The sequence below is a fragment of the Mangrovimonas xylaniphaga genome, assembly GCF_001280435.1.
GTDB lineage: Bacteria > Bacteroidota > Bacteroidia > Flavobacteriales > Flavobacteriaceae > Mangrovimonas_A > Mangrovimonas_A xylaniphaga.
The window spans coordinates 135659-153829 of the sequence record NZ_LBIP01000016.1; the positions used below are offsets into that span (position 1 = coordinate 135659).

Below are 18171 nucleotides of genomic sequence, written 5' to 3' on the forward strand. Positions count from 1 at the left end.
CTACTATGTCTACGCTTAAAACCGTTAACAATTCAACTGAATTCAAGTTAGATACCATTGAAGACGCCATAAACGATATCCGTCAAGGAAAAGTAATTATCGTTGTGGATGACGAAAACAGAGAAAATGAAGGTGACTTTCTTGCTGCTGCCGAAATGGTGACCCCAGAAATGATCAACTTTATGGCTACCCACGGTAGAGGTCTAATCTGCACCCCGCTTACTGAAAACCGATGTAAAGCTCTTGAACTGGGCATGATGGTAAGCAACAACACCGACCCAATGGAGACCGCCTTTACCATTTCAGTTGATTTACGAGGCAATGGTGTGACCACCGGTATTTCTGCAAGTGATAGAGCCAAAACGGTGAAAGCACTAGTAGACAAAGACACCAAACCTTTTGAATTGGCACGTCCAGGACATATCTTCCCTCTTGTGGCCAAAGAAGGAGGCGTTTTAAGAAGAACAGGGCATACCGAAGCAGCAATAGACTTTGCCCGTTTGGCTGGATTGCAACCTGCTGGTGTGATTGTTGAAATCATGAACGAAGATGGTACCATGGCACGTTTGCCACAGCTAATGGAAGTAGCTAAGAAATTCGATCTTAAAATCGTTTCTATTGAAGATTTAGTGGCCTACCGTATGCAACACGATTCATTGATTGAAAAGAAAGAAGACTTTGAAATCGTGACCCGTTTTGGGGAATTTAGATTGCGTGCTTACCAACAAACCACCAATAACCAGGTACATATTGCCATAACAAAAGGGACTTGGAATACCAATGAGCATGTATTGACCAGAGTAAATTCAACTTTGGTGAACAACGATATTCTAGGAACCTTGACCAACAATGCTGACAAGAAATTGGACGACATGTTCCAATTGATTAACGAAGCAGGAAAAGGCGCCATCATTTTTATAAATCAACAAAACCAATCTACCAATTTACTGCATAGATTGTCTATTTTGAAAGCGCAGCAAAACCACAAGGATGTTGTTAAGGCACCTGGAATTCAAATGGACTCTAAAGATTTTGGAATTGGGGCACAAATTCTTCACGATTTAAACATCCATAAGCTTAAATTGATTTCCAATAGCGAGCAAACCAAACGTGTGGGAATGATTGGCTATGGATTGGAAATCATGGATTACGTGAATTACTAATCGGTTACTTCAAAAACTTTCAACATATTTTTTTCACTGGCCTTAGGTACTTCGGAAATGAATGCATATTTGCCCTTAGTAAGTGTAGCCTTAAAATAGCCTTCACCTCCTGCGGGCATTTCTTGCATCCCTCCTAAAAAGGTAACGCCCGCTGGCGCTGGATTGATAAGTCCTTTGGGATTGGACCAATTCATCCATGCTTCCAAAGCAGCCAAATCGGCTGTATCATCCAGTTTCACAAGATTTACATCGTGTTCCAAAAAGTGTTCATGCTTTTTTTGATCTACAAAAGTCACCTTTATCGTATTTTCGCCCGCTTTGATAACATCATCAAACACGATACCTTCTGTACTCGAAATAGATACATTAACAGTAGAAATCGGAGGTAAAAGATCAGACACTTCGGAGGTCACTATAATCGGTTTTATCATTCCCATAGAGGTGTGAAATTTTCCATTGGACATCTTTACGTAGCATTCCATTATATAATATCCAGGATCCAATTTAATGGTTAGTTCTGTAGTTTGATTAGGAGAAATCAATCCAGCTCCACCTGTATACACGACATTCTGAAACCATTCTGGTAAAGCTCCAAAGGCGGCATAACCTTCCTCCACCTTCCCTTCGTTTATTAAGTCCATCCCTTTATCGAAAGGCGGGAAAATATCCTTTTTGGTATCAATAATAGTCTTTCCTTCTGGATATTTATCTAATAAAAACAAATGGGTTTCGAATGATTTGTTGGAGTACCTAAAGGTTGTCCAGCCAGATGATAACGAATCGGGACCAATAAATTCCATACTCTCGGTATAGTACTCTGCCACCTGATCTTTTGGCTTTTCTGCTTCAATAGTTACTTCTTCCCTCACTTCATTCGTTTTTTTATCTCCTTTGCAGTTAAGAAATAAAATAAAAACAAATAAAAGTCCTAAACTTACACTATGATTAGCCTTCATAATTCACTGTATTTTAATCGGTTACCCTTTAAAGATACTAAATTAAGAGCTAACCAAATTAAAGTCAGAGAAATAAGACCTTTGGTACGACTAAAATAAACCCAATAAATTGTTCTAAAAATAAAAGCTTTAACCCAGAACTTCTTTAATAACCTGAACCATTTTTGAAGCCCTTTCCTTGGCTTCTTGCTCCGTCCAAGATAATTTGATCAAACAGGAAATATTTCTTCCCACATAATGATCGGACTGTTCAAAAGTTTTGGTTTGAAGATAGGATAATCCTTCTTTCACTTCTTGAGATAAGGGATACAGCGTCTTTAATTCCTTTAGGTGCTCCCACTTTCTGATATAGTGCCAGTTGTTGTTATAGTACTGAAAACAACCATCCATCCCTGCTTCCTTAAGAGCTGCAGCTACCTTAAGGGAAGTTTCAGTATCCGGTAAAAAGAAACTTAAAAAAGAATAGTTCTCTTCGCCTCCTTCAGGTACCCTTCTAAATGTAATTTCGGGAATTGTGGATAAAGCCTCTCGCAATATTGTGAAGTGTTGTTTCTGAATTTCTAAAAATTCAGGTAAACGCCTTAACTGAGCCACCCCAACGGCAGCATTCAGTTCTGAAATTCTAAAGTTATAACCCAAGAATGGATGGCCCTCTGCACCACGATCGTTACCTACGTGGTCATGCCCATGGTCACTAAAATGATCGGCATTCTTAAAATAGGCTTCATTATTGGTAAGGACAGCTCCTCCTTCTCCACAAGTTATGGTCTTTACAAAATCGAAGGAAAAACACCCAACATCTCCAATGCTTCCCAAAGTTTTTCCTTTATAAGTAGCCCCTATAGCCTGGCAAGCATCTTCGATAAGTAATAAATTATGTTCCTTGCATATTTGTTCCAAGGCATCCAAATTGGCCATACTTCCACACATATGGACAGGCATAATGGCCTTGGTTTTTGTAGTAATGGCTGCTTCTACTGCTTGAGGATCCAAGGTAAGGGTATCATCAATATCCACTAAAACAGGAATAGCCCCCAACATCATAACGGCCTCAAAACTGGCTACAAAAGTAAAGGTAGGCATGATAACTTCATCGCCAGCTCCTACTCCTGCAACAGCTAAGGCTACCGAAACCGCCGCGGTACCACTAGAAACCAACTGAGCATGATTCACCTGGAAATATTCCTGTAAATCATGCTCTAGCTGTTTTGCTTTCCAATGGCCGTTACGCATGGCATCGAAGCCATATCGCATTAACACTCCAGTTTCCAAAACATCATTCACTTCTTTTCTTTCGGCATCGCCGAAGTGCTCAAATCCGGGCATATTTTATAATATTACAGTTATAGTGTTAAAATCTTTCCTTTCTCATTTTACGATTTTCTGCATTTACCTATAAATACAATAGCTCTTATTAATCCAGAAAACGTGATTGCAAAACAAATATAATCTAATCTTTCTTTTACAAAAAAGAAATAATCACAGCTCCAAAACAGCGTCCTCATCCTGCTTTCTCACCTTAGTCATAGAGGCAAACCTATCATTTTCAGACCGATACCCGATAGGCAATAGCAGTACTGATTTTAGGTTGTGTTCACCTAACTTTAAAACTTTATCATATTCTTCTGAGAGAAATCCCTCCATAGGGCAAGAATCTACTTGTTCCAAGGCACAAACCGTCATAATATTCCCCATAGCAAGATACGCTTGCTTAGTAGCCCATTCCTCAATTTCCTGTTGAGATTTTTGTTCAAAATCATCCACTAGAAAGTCTTCAAAAGGTTTTAAGATCTCTTTCGAGGTTTGCCTCAAATCATGTACCCTTTTGAAATACTCATTTACAAAAGACTTATCAATATCGGTCTGTATACAAAATACCAATACATGGGAAGCAGAAACTATTTGTTTTTGGTTCATGGAATATTGCAAGAGCTCCTGCTGCAATTCCTTATTCTTTATAATTACCAGTTTTATTGGCTGAAGCCCATATGAGGTCGCCGTTAAATTGAAGGCCTTTTTTATGATGTTCAATTTTTCAGAAGGCACCTCTTTAGTTATGTCAAAGGCCTTGGTTGCATAGCGCCATTTTAAAAAATTAATGATTTCCATAAGTCTCTTTAAAATTTTCACCACAAATGTAGCATTTGAAAATTCCTTTAACCAACACAAAATCAATTTTATATTGAATGACTGAAAAATCTTTTAAATTTTTTCTCGTTTTTTCTTTGATAGTAATGAAAAAGGTCACTATATTTGCACCCGCAATCAGGAAATACCTGATGAGACACTCAAGGAGAAATGGCAGAGTGGTCGAATGCGGCAGTCTTGAAAACTGTTGAGGGTCACACCTCCGGGGGTTCGAATCCCTCTTTCTCCGCAGAAAGCCTTGTAAGTCGCAGATTTACAAGGCTTTATTTTTTGAGTTGACAATTGAGTTGACAGTTTTTATTTTAGCTATACAAAGCAATTTCGACTTTTACACCTCATTTTTCTTCTAAACAATTTAGTAAAATTTATAACGTCTTTCCTTTTTCAATACGGAAAAAACTTCAATTTCTAAACTTCCTTAACTTTCATTCGACCTTTCGTTTTATAACTTTATACTCAATTATAAATTTAAGTATAATGGAAAATCCCTTTGAATTAATCAACGAACGCTTAGACCGAATTGAAAAATTACTCACAAATATTAATGACAAAATGGAAGGTAATAATGGAGCACCCACCCCTTCCCTACCAAACATTATGAACATTGAGCAAGTAGCAGACTATATAAGCCTATCTAAACACACCGTATACGGATTGGTCCACAAACGTGAAATACCACATTTCAAAAAGGGAAAACGCTTGTATTTTGACAAAAAAAACATCAATGAATGGCTTCTCGAAGGAAAAGTTTCAACTAGAAAGGATATTGAAGAGAAAGTGGATGAATACTTATTTAGAAACCCCCTCTGGTGACAAATTAATCTAACCGAGTAATTTGTTCTCTTCAATTGATAAGTAAATTTATTTTTGACAGCAATATCAACCTATTATTAAAATACCCAATTATAGGTATTTACATTCTATATGGTAACTGCTACATTTAAAATAATTTACTTTGTAAACCCTGTAATAGCAAAACCTAATACATATTGTTAACCAAAATATTGACATGTGAAAATACTAAGAAGCATATTACAAATTACTATACTCCTAATGTCTATACTTATTATTGGTTCGCTTTTTATTGATGATCTTGAAGAAATAATAGTGAATTTTTATGTGCCATTTCTTATTGGAGCAATAGTACTAATTCATCTCGAATCTAAGTTAAAAATAAACCATAAAGAAAATCCTTCCCAAGGGGATTTAAATAACAAAAGAAGCCCAATAGGAACAGTTCAGGGAACTGGTCTTTTTTTAAGTGGCGCTGGACCTATTGGAATGATAATTTCTAAATCTCTTTCTGATTTTATCTTAGCCGCCTTAATCACACTCTTGTGTTTAGTAGTATTTTATTTTGTTTACAATTATAAATATAAGTTCGAAAAGGCGAAATTGAAAAAGATTGAAAAGGCTGAACAAAAAATAGGCAAATTACATTGGTTATTGGATGAAGAAATAACTTTAGCGGCCAAATTGACATATAGTCATGGAATAGAATTATTTGATGAATTAATGATTAAAAATCAAGAATACTATGATGCTGTTATTCATTTTGTAAAGCATCCAAATGGCCTAAAAATTAGATTAGCTCAATTATTTAAAACAGCATCCATAGGATTAAAATGGGAAGAAATTGACAAAATATCAATATCAAATCCTAAATCTCCTAAACTTATTATTTATTCTAAAGATTTGTCTCAAATATCATTCAGCTTTAAATACAAAGACTTTTTTGAAATTCAAGAATATTTGAATAAGATAAAGGTAAATTATGATATAACTTCAGAATTTGAAACATACATTCCCCCTGCACATATATTAGATTTCAAATCAATTTTGTTCGGTATAATTTATATTTCGATAGGAATTAGCTTAACCTCACTTTTAACTAATGAATTCTATAGCATATTTTTTTATGGAGCTATTGTTTTGGGATTAACCTTCATTTTCTCCAGTTTTAAAGAAAAAAAAATCGAAGCAGAAAAAAAAACTAACTATTAGTATAAAAATTTGCAACTTATATAGTCATAAATTAATTAGATTTAGCCCTCTACTATTTTCCTTTATTCAATAGGAAACCTCATAATATTAAGTGGTCATTCTTATACTATGAATTATAACATATTCAACTAGGCCTTATTTGAATTACTTCTTTTTTTATGTTTAACAAACAAATGAAATGTCTACTACTGTTAAAAACATTTGCCTCTACCTAAAGAATTAAAATAGAATGTTTAACATAAAACCAATCGAAATGAAAAAAGTAACTTTATTTCTAGCTCTTTTATTATCCCTTCAAAATTTTGCTCAAACAGACTGCGGAAAAGACTTACAAGAAGCGTTTAAGGAAAGGTATTCTCTAAACAACCAACAAGATATATACAATCACTTTCAGTCTTTTTTCAGTTTAAGCGAAACGGAACTTGACGAACTTTCAAAAAAACATGAATCAGGCGAATCCTTGGAAGGAAAATACGAAGCATATGCCGTTTTTTGGTCAAGGAACAAAAACAAAGAACAATTCAGAAAAAAATTTAGAGAATTGAAAGTTAGGAATGAAGCGGGTTTCACTATTGACAATAGCTTTTATACAGAATACTATCAAGAAACAATAAGCGAAAAATCGCTAGAAGCATATATTGAATGTATCAAAACTTTACCTAAAACTGGAGAAGATTTAGCGGGTGGCTTTTATTATGATATTGTCGGAGATTTATTGTCGGGGTTTACTTTTGTTCTTAAAAAAGAGCCTGAAAGCGGACAAATAGAAGAAGCAAAAATCATTTCAGTCAGCACAAACAATCTTGATTTTTATGACAGTTATAACCTAAAACCAAATGCCCTAATCCGTAGTTTTACAGGCCTTTCCCAAAACATGAAATTAAAAGACCCTAATATTTCTGCAACCTTAACATTGAATATTGATGGATTTGACCCAATGACTATAGAATTCCCCGCATATCCCTATGCTAATTTCCCAATTGGGAGCATTATAATCTCTACATTGGATTTTAATGCTTTTAGCGCTGAAACAAAAAATAAAATGCCCTATTCAGATAGAATAAGTAAATGGGCTCCTGCAGATGGAAGAGATGTCAGAAATTCAGATTATGGTAAAAGATATAATCAATTGGTTCCTGATATGAGGGGCCAATTTATTAGAGGAAAGAACCAATTCTTTAATTCACAAGAGCCCCAAGAATTTGCAAACGGAAAAGATGAAGGGATTAGATCTGACACTAATAAATATAGTTATCAAAGAGACGCTACAAAACTACCTAATTCACCATTTATTGGTTTAACTAATGTAGACGGAAATCATGAGCATACTTTTACAGATCAAGGAACTAGATACAATTCGGAAGAAGACAGTGGGGGACGAACTGGAACTCGATATCACAATACGATTACAAAAAAAACTAACAATGATGGAAAACATAAGCATTCATTAAAAATAACAGGAGGTGGTGATCCAGAAACAACTCCTAAAAATATAGCGGTATACTATTATATAAGAATTAATCAGTAATTCATATGAGAAAATCAAACAGAAAAACACTTTCCTTGAATCACGAAATCCATGCAAACCCTAACAAAAACAATTTATAGTTTAAATTTAATGGAGTTAAGATAATGTTATAAATATCTCAAACTTATAAGAAAAATGGATTTGAAATTCAAGAAAAGTAATTATCTAAAAAAGGACTACTTTTAAATGAATTAGTTAAAAGAGAAACAATCATAACTTCATTTAACAACAAGGGTTATTAGATGAAGTTATGATAAATCCAAATCAAACCTCCAAATCCTCTCCCAAGTACTCCTCTTCAAGGTTATCTGCTTTTTGAATAATATCTCGAATAGCACGGATCAATTCATTTGCTTCTGTTTCCATCGGGTAAGTATTTTGTACTAACAGATAATCATTATTTTCAACAAGATTAAGGGATAGATGTTTTAATTGAAATCTAATTTCATCGCGAATCCTTCTATTACGCAGTTCAGTATTTCGACAAATTATCGATTGTATTGAAAATAAAACTTCATCAAATTTATTTCCTTTAACAAGAGAAACACGAAGAGGAGCCCTTCTCCCATTTAGTAAAATTGGGGCGTCTATAAAAAATCGTTTATCATTTAAACTCGGTGGAGATGAAAAATCATTAAAATGTTCCTGAATAAGTTCAAAGGCATTTCTAAGTTTACCACTTAAGTATTTCCTATTAATTCCAACCTCTTTAACAATTTCAAATTCTGCCTTACCTGTTATATCTACCCCCTGAAAAGTTTCATGGTCATACTTAGAGGATAAGAGTGATTTTATTTGTGAAGGTATTTCTTTTACAATTTCATCAATTGAAGCTTTTGAATCCTTATCCCCTATTTCCGTTGGGTCATAAAAGGTTTCAATAAACTTATTCATTTTATTAAAAACTTTAGCCACTTGGTTTACTTCCAAAGTATCTGCCAAATAAGGATAAAACACTTGTAATGCATTACTAAACTGTATTTTACCATCTCCTTTTAATTGAAAATAGCTACTTGAGTTGATTCGATCTATCCTTCCTGTTCTTTGTTCCATATCAGATGGATTCCAAGCAATCCCATAATGATAAACATCCTTGCAATATAGATGCAGATCCTCTCCCTCTTTCAGTACGTCAGTCGTAAATAATACATACGGAAACCCTGGCATTCTGAATTGGGTCGCTACCCTACTCACATCTCGCCTGTGGTGACCACTAACACCTACTATCGGATTTTGACCATATAGAGCCCTTTGAATATTATTCCTATTAGAAAAGTTAGTAGTAATTATTTTATCAAAATCTATTAAAATTTGTTTCAGCTCTGCAATTACCTCAGGAAAGGAAGCTTTCAAGACATCAATCAATACCTTTTCAAATTCATCCTTGTCTAGCGATTCAGCTACATAAGCAGGAAGTAAACCTGATCCATTTCTAAAAATACCCTGAAAAATTTCAATTAATGCCTCAAGGTCATTCCAAAAGTCTGATCCAACCAGAACATCTTCAGACCTTTTTGATAGCCACTGTTCAAATTCTTTGTCTAGAACTTCTTCAATCAAAAGATTGAAAAATGTCTTTTTCTTAAATTGATCAGGGATTTGAAGGTCATTGTCAACTTCACTTACCGTGAGCGAATCAAAGAGAGAACCATTAACTGCATCCATTCTCCTAGATTCTGTTTTATTGTCCCTTACTATAGATTCAAATGACACTAACTTTTCAGGATTAAAATGCAGATTTGACAACTTAGATTTTAGACAATAATTATTGAACCTATACCAATCTTTTGTTGCAGAACGCTTTCTAAAATTAAAACCCTCTGTATATCTATTGGAACTAAAATAGGAAGAAAAGAAATAATTAAAGGAATCCTCCGTAGAATCAAGAGTATGGTCTTCTTCAAAGTCCTCATTATTTTGACGGTTTTCAATATATCCATCTATTAACCTTTTTCCTAACTCTCGGAAATCTGCTTTAATTATCCTCAATTTTATGTGATCTTTCACATACCCTTTAAATTCATCCAGCTCAATAGTTTCATTCTCCTGATTATATATTTCTAATAAAATTTCGAGTAGCCTTAATTCTAAATTACTTGTGTATTCTAGAATTAAATGTTCATAATCCTTCTTATTATATTCAAATATTTTACTACTTAGTCTTTTCAACACTTCATCAATCTCTGCTATTTGGTGGCGTTCATGAAAAGCAGATTGCAGCATTTTTAATCGGGAATTACCTCTAATATATTTTTTGATTTTAGAAAGATGCCAATTTTCAATTTCAATCGTCAACTTTCTTTCTAACTCAATGACAGAGGCTATCCTACGGACAAAAACTAATGATTTATGCCCCTTTTGAATCCCTTCAAATAATACACGAATTAAATTATCTTGTTTAGGATGTGGCAAATGATTGTCGAACGTATCAAAATAAGAATTTGCAATTTTCTTGATGATATCATGATCCTCGGCCTTGTTTGCTTTAATTGAGGCATCCTCAAATTCAGGCTCATCACTATCTTGAGTTTTAAACGTTTCAAAGCCTGCCAACATTCCTATTTCAAAACTCTTGTTGTTGGATTCATTAAAATGCTTAAGAGTTTTTAACTGTAATAAACCAATAATTATTGATTCCAAATCATCATTGATGTATTGTGGAGCTGCATCTATAGCCTTTTGAACATTACCTTTTCTGTGCTCATGACGATACATATTTCGACTAACCTCTCCATCTTGAGCCAAGTTTATTTTCATTAGCCCTCTTATCATGAAGGTGTTTAAGGAAGTCCTGATATCTTCATCTAAATTCACCGAATTTTTAAACCTATGGTTTGGTAAAAAACAATCTAATTGTTGTTTTAATTCATACAATCCATTGTCAATGGGTGTTGCTGATAACAAGATTACCTTCTTAGCTTTTTGAGATATTTTTTCTTTTAATTCGGGGAAATGATTAAAAATATAATCGTCGTCCTCAGGCAATGTAACCCCCATAATCCTCGAGACAATCTGATTTCTATAGGAAACATCCTTACCTATTCCATGCTTAAAATTATGGGCTTCATCAACAATCAGCAAGTCCATCTCGGGTAATGAAATATTCAAAAGAAAGGCATAGAGCCTTTTTAAATATATTTCTAAATCTGAAGTTTTATAAATACCATAAGCCTTTCTAAAAACTGGCTTCAATTCATCTGGCAATGTATTTTCCAACTTTAATTTCCAATCAAAACCTTCCGTCGTAGCAATACTAAATGATGAGTTTCTGTAAATTTCATACGAAGGACATTCCTTATCGAAACCACTTAAGAAATGATGAATATTCTTTTCAGATAAATTGGCAACAGGTGAACCTAAAACTGATTTTACAATATTACACTCTAATAAATAATTATGCTTTATAAAATTATTGATCTCTCTAAACCATTTGTTCTGTAAGTTTTGCTTTGGAACCAAGATCACATCTTTATAGCTTCCGTGTCTTGAAGATTCTGTAAAATGCCTTAGTAAAGAGGCGATCCCTAAAGCTATATAGGTCTTACCCAGTCCAACCTCGTCTGCTATATATAGCACATCAGAATCATCTTGAACTAAATAATTAAAGCCCTTTAAAATAACTTGAAACTGTCGATTTGCAATATCTGTATCAATTGAATTGGATGGATTCAAATTGATTATTTTCTTAGCTTCTTCTTCACTTAATATCATCCTTTAACATTTTTAAAGTCCATTCCAAGTGTTTTTCAGTCAACCTACCATTAACTATTCTCAATTTTAATGCTTTGATTTCCTTCTTTAATCCCTTTTTAATTAGAGAAACTTTATCAAAATCTTCAGGGTTTTCAAAATCACCTTCATTTAAATCTTTAAAAAAAAAAATATTGATGCAATTGAGAAGTAACCAATAAAATCCATTATTCAATTTATCGCCATTTGACATTTTGACCAATAAATTTCGATATCCTAAAAGAGTATCCACATTATTTGCAAACAAATAGTAATCTCGTAATTTCAAAATGGCCTTATTCTCTCTTTCAGTACGCCCTTTGGCAAATATTTTCTTTTGCAAAGACAATAGTCCACTCAAATGGGTTGCCATTAAATTTAAAGTACTTTGAGTTTCCTTTATTGCTCCTTCATCTAGGTCTCCAGTTTCATCAGTGACACGATCAATAAATTTGTCAATAATCCTTAAAACACCAGAGGTGTCTTCTGAACTATCCAACTCCTGCCATAATTCCAATAATTCCGAATCACTTAAATTAAGGTACTCAGGCAAGGGTTTAGACTCAATATTCTTGTGAATTGGGTAGTAATAAAAAAATATCGATTTATTGGATGGCCTAACTTTTATTATTGGAGTATTTGTAAAATATCGAATATGATCCTCACTCAACTTAACATCACGAGATGTATTTATTAAAATAGCTGGGAGCTCATCAAATTCAATTTTACCATGCTGTTCTGCCTCATTTAAATTGGATATTGATAAAACCCCAGAACTCCAATCAATTATAAAACTTAAAGCAAATACATCTTCTCTACTTTCTGAAACACCTTCCTCTTCATTTTGACCTACAAAAGTTAACGAAGTACAATCATACGATTCTAATAAGCTTCTATAGTCTTCCTTTTTGGAACTATATACAACAACCGATTCGTAATTTCCTCCTTCCCTAGCACCTTTCCATGCCATATTAGTGAAATTAATGGAGCCAACAACCTGAAAGACCTTATCCCGACCTACAAATTGATAAATTTTTGAATGATTAAATCTATACCCCTTAGTATTTTGAAGCGCCTTAATGGTTTTCCATTTCATTCCTTTATCCAAGACCATATCAAAAAGATCTCGATTTAAAGCTACAACATTTGTATTTTCAAAAGGAATAGAAAAACTGATATCATTACATTGGGTTATGGTCTTCAACTGCTCAAAAAGCTTAATACTCTTTGGAAAGTATGGAGATATTACCTCTACTTGTTCAAAAGGCTCATCGTTATTCAATTCAACCTTTAAATGCTTCAATAAAGAAGGAAAATCTTCTAAATTCAATTCAGATCTTGAGAAGGTATCAAAACAAATATTATCTATATCAGAAGTATATCCCTGTGACCTAAAAAACCGATCTATTAAATTATCGGCCTTGCTTTCTGTATGTTCATCTTGAAAACCTTCGTTAAAAAAGGTTTTTCGAATATTTCTATTAAACTCCTTGAATTGGTCTTTAAATTGCCTTGGGAAATTTGTTCCTGATTTTAATTTAAAAAAATTAACCCCTTCCAAATTACTACACCATCCTGCCTCGGTTAAATTATTTGATCCTGTATATAACAGTAACTCATCATCCTCTAGCAAAACATAACTGTGCTTAGGATGATAACAAGGCTTAACCCCATTTTTTTTAGGAATATCAATTGGACGAACGATATAATTTAAATGAATCCCTCTTTGCGCTTTGGCGTGAAAATCGCAATACACTGTAATTGGGGGCAAATCATGTTGGAATTTTTTCCATAAAATAGTGTTCTGAATTTTATTATCTCCAAAAGGAATTTCGGGCAAAAACAAAGGCAAAAGATAATTTTCAAAAAATTCAGAATCAAAATTAAAAGTATGAAAAACGGCCGCTTTAATTTTTCTTCCGTTTAACTCCTCTTTAAGATGTTCTGACAAAACCAGTTTAGTCATTATTCAGCAAAATTTGCCTATACAATGAAATATAGGTTGGTAAAAAATAATTGTTTTCAAAATCCTCATCCAATTCAAAATCTGTCACTCTTCTTGCGCCATCGGCATAGCAAATAATAATTGAATCTCCATCTTGCTTTAGCCAAGCGGCATTTCTCCTATTATCACTTATATCCTGATTACGTTTAATAACAGCCAGAGCAATATCAAAAGGATCCGCATAGAAACACTCGTTAAAACTGCTCAATACAGGATTATCAAATTGGTAAGGTATTTTTTCAGGGAAGGAATCAAATATTGGGGCTTGTGTAACACTTTCTTTACTCCACACAGGCTCTGACTGCAAAGTTCTAAATAAATAAGAGAAAGGTGCCAATATTTGTTCTGTATATTTGATAGCAGTAAGGTTCTTCTTTAATTCCTCATTTGACGTATTATCAGACAACACATCTAAAAAGCCATATAGATTAAACCTCTCAGCTTCTAAAATTTCAGGATTGGATTGGAAGATATTGAAGACCTCATTTTGAACATGATTGTCATCTGTCCTTAAAATCAATTCCTTATAAAACTGTCTTTCTTGTTCCGTAATTTTTGAAACACAGTCAGAAAAGATAATCAACTCTTTTTTAGTAAAGGTGGAGACATTTTCATTTAATAACTTGGAAACATATTGCTTCAAGATATCATAATCTACCTTTTCCTTTAAGGAAGCTTCCATGACATTTCTAAAATCATCATGTTCCTTAATTCTCATCTCAGTAAAAGGGCGGTTATACTTACCGTATATACCATAACTCTTTTGATTACTCAAAAGAGTATGTTCGTTCCTATTACTAAACTGAAATGAAGGTTGGTTAGTATTCTTTCTCACAAAGTCTACCCCATTAAAGCTATCATCTTTGAGGTAGATGCCTCTTGCAAATCCAAATGCTTGCTCAAACTTGAGAAAGAATTTTAAAAAATCTTTAGGATCCCTGTCTCCATAAAAATACCATCCATAGGAAAGCACTTGAAAATCCTTAAGATTTACGGAAACTGTAGACAGGTATTTCACCACTTTTCTACCTAAGGACTGCCATATAGGTTGAAAGCCTAAAGGATCTCTTGAGCCTTTGATTCTGTAATTGGGGTCTTGGTCGGTTAAAAAAAACATTATAGGCTTTAATTTTTTATCGATAATAGTTGATTTATGATGTCTCTCTTAAACTTACTAAAAATACGTTTATGATAATTATCTTCTTCTATTTCAATTCCAAAAATCAACCTATACCTTTCCTCCTTAGAAATATTAATTCCCTTGAATGTATTCTCCAAAAGTATGTTTAGATAATTGTCTGAATATTTATAACGTAAATCAATTAAATCTTGAAGTTCTTTATCTGAATGCCCCTTATAAATTAATGGTAAATTTAAGGCATTAACGGTATCAATTCCCTTCGTATTAAACATCGAATTATTATTTTTAAAAACAATATAATTTTCCTTGTTGGTTTTGGGTAGGAAACTAAATTGATATGCATTAGAAATATTGGAGTGGACATAAGGATGTAGATGATCGTCAAGATCTAATTTTACTGAAGCCTTAATACCATTGCAAGTACCACACGAAGGAATTAAATTGTAAAAAGACAGAGCTAATAAAGGGTAATCGTTTTTTGGAAACCAATGATCAAACTGTGACACCATCCCCTTCCCTTTATTTGGATTTCTAATTACAAAAACATATTCCCTATTACAATATGTACAAGTATGGATATTTAAGAGGCGAGCTAATCTATAATTCCATTTTTCACCTAAGGTTTCATCTTTACTAAACCAATCACTATAACCTGATTTAACAAATATTTTATTCGCATTTTCTTTAAAATCTTTTGCCGTCTTTCCTCTTAATGAAGTAAATTGAGATTTTAATGTATCATTCAAATCTTTGAGCTCCTTTGGCTTAGATTCAATTAACTTCTTCATTATATCCTCTGTGAACAAGTCTCTAAATGCCTGATCAATTCCACTTCTTATATTGCTTTTTTCACAAGAATAGCATGAGGGATTTCCACAACTATAGCCTGTAGAATTCAATTTCGTTTTCCGTCCTTTTAATTTGACACCCAACCAACAAATGGCCTCTCTACTGTAGTCATTTAATGCCTGTATTTGATTACCTAAATAAACCATTCTTTTTTAATTAATATCGGTAATATTAACCCCAGCATCCTCTAGGATCTTTTTAACCCTAATTATTGCTTCTTGTTTATCAATTTCTTTTGGAAATGCCTTAAAATACATCTCGTCCAATTTAAAATTTAAAATAGGCTCATCTATTATATCGATTAATGATCTTAAAAACTCCTTTTCCCTTAATTCAAATTTACCTTCAATCTTATTGAGCTCAACCATTTTAGACTCTAATAATTCTTCTTGGTTTTGGTTCTTATCCTTTATCCCCTTCAATTCCTCAATTTCATTTTTTAGGATCTGGAAATTTAAATTATCGATTACTAAATTTATATTCTCTTTAGAAAAGTCACCCAATAAACCATCACCTATAAAAAAAGAATGATTTAAAAGATCGACAACGTTTGCTCCAAATGATTTTTTAGGCTTGTCTTCAAAGGAGAGTACTATACTTTTATTTGTATTTTCTTTATCTCGATCAATATATGTAATATTATAATTAGGGATATCCGAAAGAGTTAGACAATCATGAGTGGATATAATAATTTGAATTTTCCTTTCCTCAAGATATTCCTTGCCTGTATTATCAACACCTTCATTAAGTTTTTGAAAAAGTATTGGTAATACTTTTGAAATGGCACTGATATATCCCTTTTTCCATAAAGGATGATATCCCAAGTCTGCCTCATCCAAGAGCAATATATAATGTTCTTTTCGCCTTAAATAATCATACTTTTTAATTGTAAATTCATATATGCTGCTAAAAAGGTCGATAAGAGATTTTTCACCAAATGAAAGCCTTTTGTCTGGCCTAAATTCAATTAATTGGGCATTAATCATTGAATTAATGTTAAACTCTTCTATAACTGTTTTGTATCTAGAGATCAAATTTTTAAAAACCTTAAAATCTGCCTCCTTTAAATTAACAGTTATACTTCCTGAATTTAATTGAAAACCAGGCTTATTTTTTATTTTTTGTAATTCATCATAAAATTTTTGTATGCCATCAAAAAGCCTCACCGCCCTAATAGCTCTATCTTTTAGCCTATCTATAATCTCATATCTACTATCGTGAATTGATTTAAAAGAGGCTTCAAGACCTACTTGAATTTTACCAATAGAATCCTTAATAAATTGTTTAAAAGAATCAGGTTCATCAACGAGTTGTACAGATAACGCATCCCAAAACTTAATTAGATTATCACGAATCCCTTTAAATTCTTCTCCGTCTAATTCCTTTCTAAAAAGACTTTCAAATCCTTCTTTCATTTCACTTAGATCAACAGTCCTCTTTTGTTCATTAATAGAAGTCGCTAATGACTCAAAAAATGATACCGTTTTTTTCTGCCTTTCTAGTAATTCTTCATTAAAATTAGCCCCTTCAAAAATGAATAATAAGCTGTAATAATCGTAGTCTTCAAAGCTCTCATACAATCTCTTGAAAATATATTTGTCTATATGAGCGAGTTTATTAAAAAAGAAATGTTTTAACTTTTCATTAAAGCTTTTTTCTTTGATATAGTCATCAAATGAAACGTGATAATAACCATTAAAAGCAGTCTTTATCGAAGTAAAATCAATAATTAAATAAGAAAAAATATTAACCTCTAAATCCTTAAGAAAGTTTGCATTTTCATGAATTAGATGTTCTTTATCTTTATCCTTATGTTCATATTGATCCCATAATTTATCTAAATTAATTTTATGACTTCTTTCTATCTCACCTTCTTCCTTAAACCCTCCATAAAGATTCCGTAAATCACGTTTTCTTAGAGGTTTTGCTTGTAAATGAAGAAAATCATAAAATGGTAATTGAGGATAAACCTCCTTAATCTTTTTACTAATATCATCTGTCATTAACATTATCGCCCTTGTAACATTATCTAAATGATACTCTAGTAAGGTAGATTTAAAGTGTTTTGTTTTAGAAATTGGTGAATAAATACTTGATAAATCTTCATCCGCAATTGGGGAGTAATAAAGTACAGGTATGTCAGGATTACCTTGATTACTATATTTTTGATTATCGTATAAAATTTGGCAACTACCTTTAATTGTTATATTACCATTTTCATCCTTTTTTCCTGTCCTATTTTCAATAAAAATATCATCATTTAGCTGCTCATAGACAAAGATTGCCTTGGTATCATCATTATGTTTATTAATAATTGAAAATAGTGTTGTCTTTCCACTCCCGTTTGCCCCAACAATAGCAGATAGCTCAGATATACTTTTTGAATGAAGCCCTGTTACATATTCTCCATTTTTCTTTCTACTTATATTAATAGTTTTTTTAGTCTTATTAAAAGTATAAATAAATTTCCCTGATATGTTTATTGTTTGCGGCTCGTTAAACAAATAATGTTCTAGTATATAAATTGCAACTAATCTCATTTATGAAGTCTTTAAAATCTATTCGTTTTGTTTTTGCTGAATAATATCATCCATGTAATTTTGAAGAAAGTTTGTTTAGTATTTCCCATCTTTAATTCATAAACTTTT

General features: G+C 32.7%; 12 protein-coding genes and 1 tRNA gene. 5 read left to right on the forward strand and 8 right to left on the reverse strand.

Annotated features, from left to right (window positions below; translation table 11 throughout):
* The first annotated feature begins 5 nt into the window (after positions 1-5).
* Positions 6-1163, forward strand: a complete 1158-nt coding sequence (gene ribB / locus ZA06_RS09305; protein ID WP_053977200.1) for a 3,4-dihydroxy-2-butanone-4-phosphate synthase — start codon at positions 6-8, stop codon at positions 1161-1163.
* Here the strand turns inward: ribB and ZA06_RS09310 are convergent.
* The 3 genes from ZA06_RS09310 to ZA06_RS09320 form a co-directional block, all read right to left on the reverse strand.
* Positions 1160-2119: a hypothetical protein gene (locus ZA06_RS09310; protein WP_053977201.1), complete on the reverse strand. Its 960-nt coding sequence runs from the start codon at positions 2117-2119 to the stop codon at positions 1160-1162. The two genes, ribB and ZA06_RS09310, sit on opposite strands and share 4 nt — an antisense overlap.
* A gap of 129 nt (positions 2120-2248) precedes the next feature.
* Positions 2249-3445 carry a DegT/DnrJ/EryC1/StrS family aminotransferase gene (locus ZA06_RS09315; protein WP_053977202.1) on the reverse strand — a complete coding sequence of 399 codons (1197 nt, stop codon included), beginning with the start codon at positions 3443-3445 and terminating at the stop codon, positions 2249-2251.
* 153 nt (positions 3446-3598) lie between these two features.
* Positions 3599-4228: an NAD(P)H-dependent oxidoreductase gene (locus ZA06_RS09320; protein ID WP_053977203.1), complete on the reverse strand. Its 630-nt coding sequence runs from the start codon at positions 4226-4228 to the stop codon at positions 3599-3601.
* 183 nt (positions 4229-4411) lie between these two features.
* On the opposite strand from ZA06_RS09320, the gene ZA06_RS09325 reads away from it, so the two are divergent.
* From ZA06_RS09325 to ZA06_RS09340, 4 genes are all read left to right on the forward strand, one after another.
* Positions 4412-4496 (forward strand) — tRNA-Ser (locus ZA06_RS09325).
* Positions 4497-4744: 248 nt separating this feature from the next.
* On the forward strand, positions 4745-5080 hold the full coding sequence (locus ZA06_RS09330; RefSeq protein ID WP_053977204.1) for a helix-turn-helix domain-containing protein: 336 nt from the start codon (positions 4745-4747) through the stop codon (positions 5078-5080).
* Between the two features lie 240 nt (positions 5081-5320).
* Positions 5321-6271: a hypothetical protein gene (locus ZA06_RS09335; protein WP_053977205.1), complete on the forward strand. Its 951-nt coding sequence runs from the start codon at positions 5321-5323 to the stop codon at positions 6269-6271.
* A gap of 253 nt (positions 6272-6524) precedes the next feature.
* A complete protein-coding gene (locus ZA06_RS09340; RefSeq protein ID WP_157503209.1) occupies positions 6525-7799 on the forward strand; it encodes a hypothetical protein in 1275 nt (424 codons plus the stop codon).
* Positions 7800-8063: 264 nt separating this feature from the next.
* Here the strand turns inward: ZA06_RS09340 and ZA06_RS09345 are convergent, their stop codons facing one another.
* Genes ZA06_RS09345 through ZA06_RS09365 form a run of 5 tightly spaced genes read right to left on the reverse strand, consistent with a single transcriptional unit; the run spans position 8064 to position 18063 of the window.
* Complete coding sequence (locus ZA06_RS09345) at positions 8064-11510, reverse strand: SNF2-related protein (protein ID WP_053977207.1); 3447 nt, start codon at positions 11508-11510, stop codon at positions 8064-8066.
* Positions 11497-13494 carry a hypothetical protein gene (locus ZA06_RS09350; RefSeq protein ID WP_053977208.1) on the reverse strand — a complete coding sequence of 666 codons (1998 nt, stop codon included), beginning with the start codon at positions 13492-13494 and terminating at the stop codon, positions 11497-11499. Before ZA06_RS09350 ends, ZA06_RS09345 begins: the two co-directional genes overlap by 14 nt.
* Positions 13487-14650 carry a hypothetical protein gene (locus tag ZA06_RS09355; RefSeq protein ID WP_053977209.1) on the reverse strand — a complete coding sequence of 388 codons (1164 nt, stop codon included), beginning with the start codon at positions 14648-14650 and terminating at the stop codon, positions 13487-13489. The genes ZA06_RS09350 and ZA06_RS09355 overlap by 8 nt, the downstream gene beginning before the upstream one ends.
* Positions 14651-14658: 8 nt before the next feature.
* The gene (locus ZA06_RS09360; protein ID WP_053977210.1) at positions 14659-15669 is read right to left on the reverse strand and encodes a hypothetical protein; all 1011 of its coding nucleotides are present in this window, start codon (positions 15667-15669) and stop codon (positions 14659-14661) included.
* A gap of 6 nt (positions 15670-15675) precedes the next feature.
* Complete coding sequence (locus tag ZA06_RS09365) at positions 15676-18063, reverse strand: ATP-binding protein (RefSeq protein ID WP_053977211.1); 2388 nt, start codon at positions 18061-18063, stop codon at positions 15676-15678.
* Positions 18064-18171 lie beyond the last annotated feature (108 nt).

What these genes read in the sequence shown, in the direction of transcription:
- ribB (WP_053977200.1), top strand. Translation starts at nt 6, where the DNA reads ATGTCTACGCTTAAAACCGTTAACAATTCAACTGAATTCAAGTTAGAT.
- ZA06_RS09310 (WP_053977201.1), bottom strand. Translation starts at nt 2,119, where the DNA reads ATGAAGGCTAATCATAGTGTAAGTTTAGGACTTTTATTTGTTTTTATT.
- ZA06_RS09315 (WP_053977202.1), bottom strand. Translation starts at nt 3,445, where the DNA reads ATGCCCGGATTTGAGCACTTCGGCGATGCCGAAAGAAAAGAAGTGAAT.
- ZA06_RS09320 (WP_053977203.1), bottom strand. Translation starts at nt 4,228, where the DNA reads ATGGAAATCATTAATTTTTTAAAATGGCGCTATGCAACCAAGGCCTTT.
- ZA06_RS09330 (WP_053977204.1), top strand. Translation starts at nt 4,745, where the DNA reads ATGGAAAATCCCTTTGAATTAATCAACGAACGCTTAGACCGAATTGAA.
- ZA06_RS09335 (WP_053977205.1), top strand. Translation starts at nt 5,321, where the DNA reads ATGTCTATACTTATTATTGGTTCGCTTTTTATTGATGATCTTGAAGAA.
- ZA06_RS09340 (WP_157503209.1), top strand. Translation starts at nt 6,525, where the DNA reads ATGAAAAAAGTAACTTTATTTCTAGCTCTTTTATTATCCCTTCAAAAT.
- ZA06_RS09345 (WP_053977207.1), bottom strand. Translation starts at nt 11,510, where the DNA reads ATGATATTAAGTGAAGAAGAAGCTAAGAAAATAATCAATTTGAATCCA.
- ZA06_RS09350 (WP_053977208.1), bottom strand. Translation starts at nt 13,494, where the DNA reads ATGACTAAACTGGTTTTGTCAGAACATCTTAAAGAGGAGTTAAACGGA.
- ZA06_RS09355 (WP_053977209.1), bottom strand. Translation starts at nt 14,650, where the DNA reads ATGTTTTTTTTAACCGACCAAGACCCCAATTACAGAATCAAAGGCTCA.
- ZA06_RS09360 (WP_053977210.1), bottom strand. Translation starts at nt 15,669, where the DNA reads ATGGTTTATTTAGGTAATCAAATACAGGCATTAAATGACTACAGTAGA.
- ZA06_RS09365 (WP_053977211.1), bottom strand. Translation starts at nt 18,063, where the DNA reads ATGAGATTAGTTGCAATTTATATACTAGAACATTATTTGTTTAACGAG.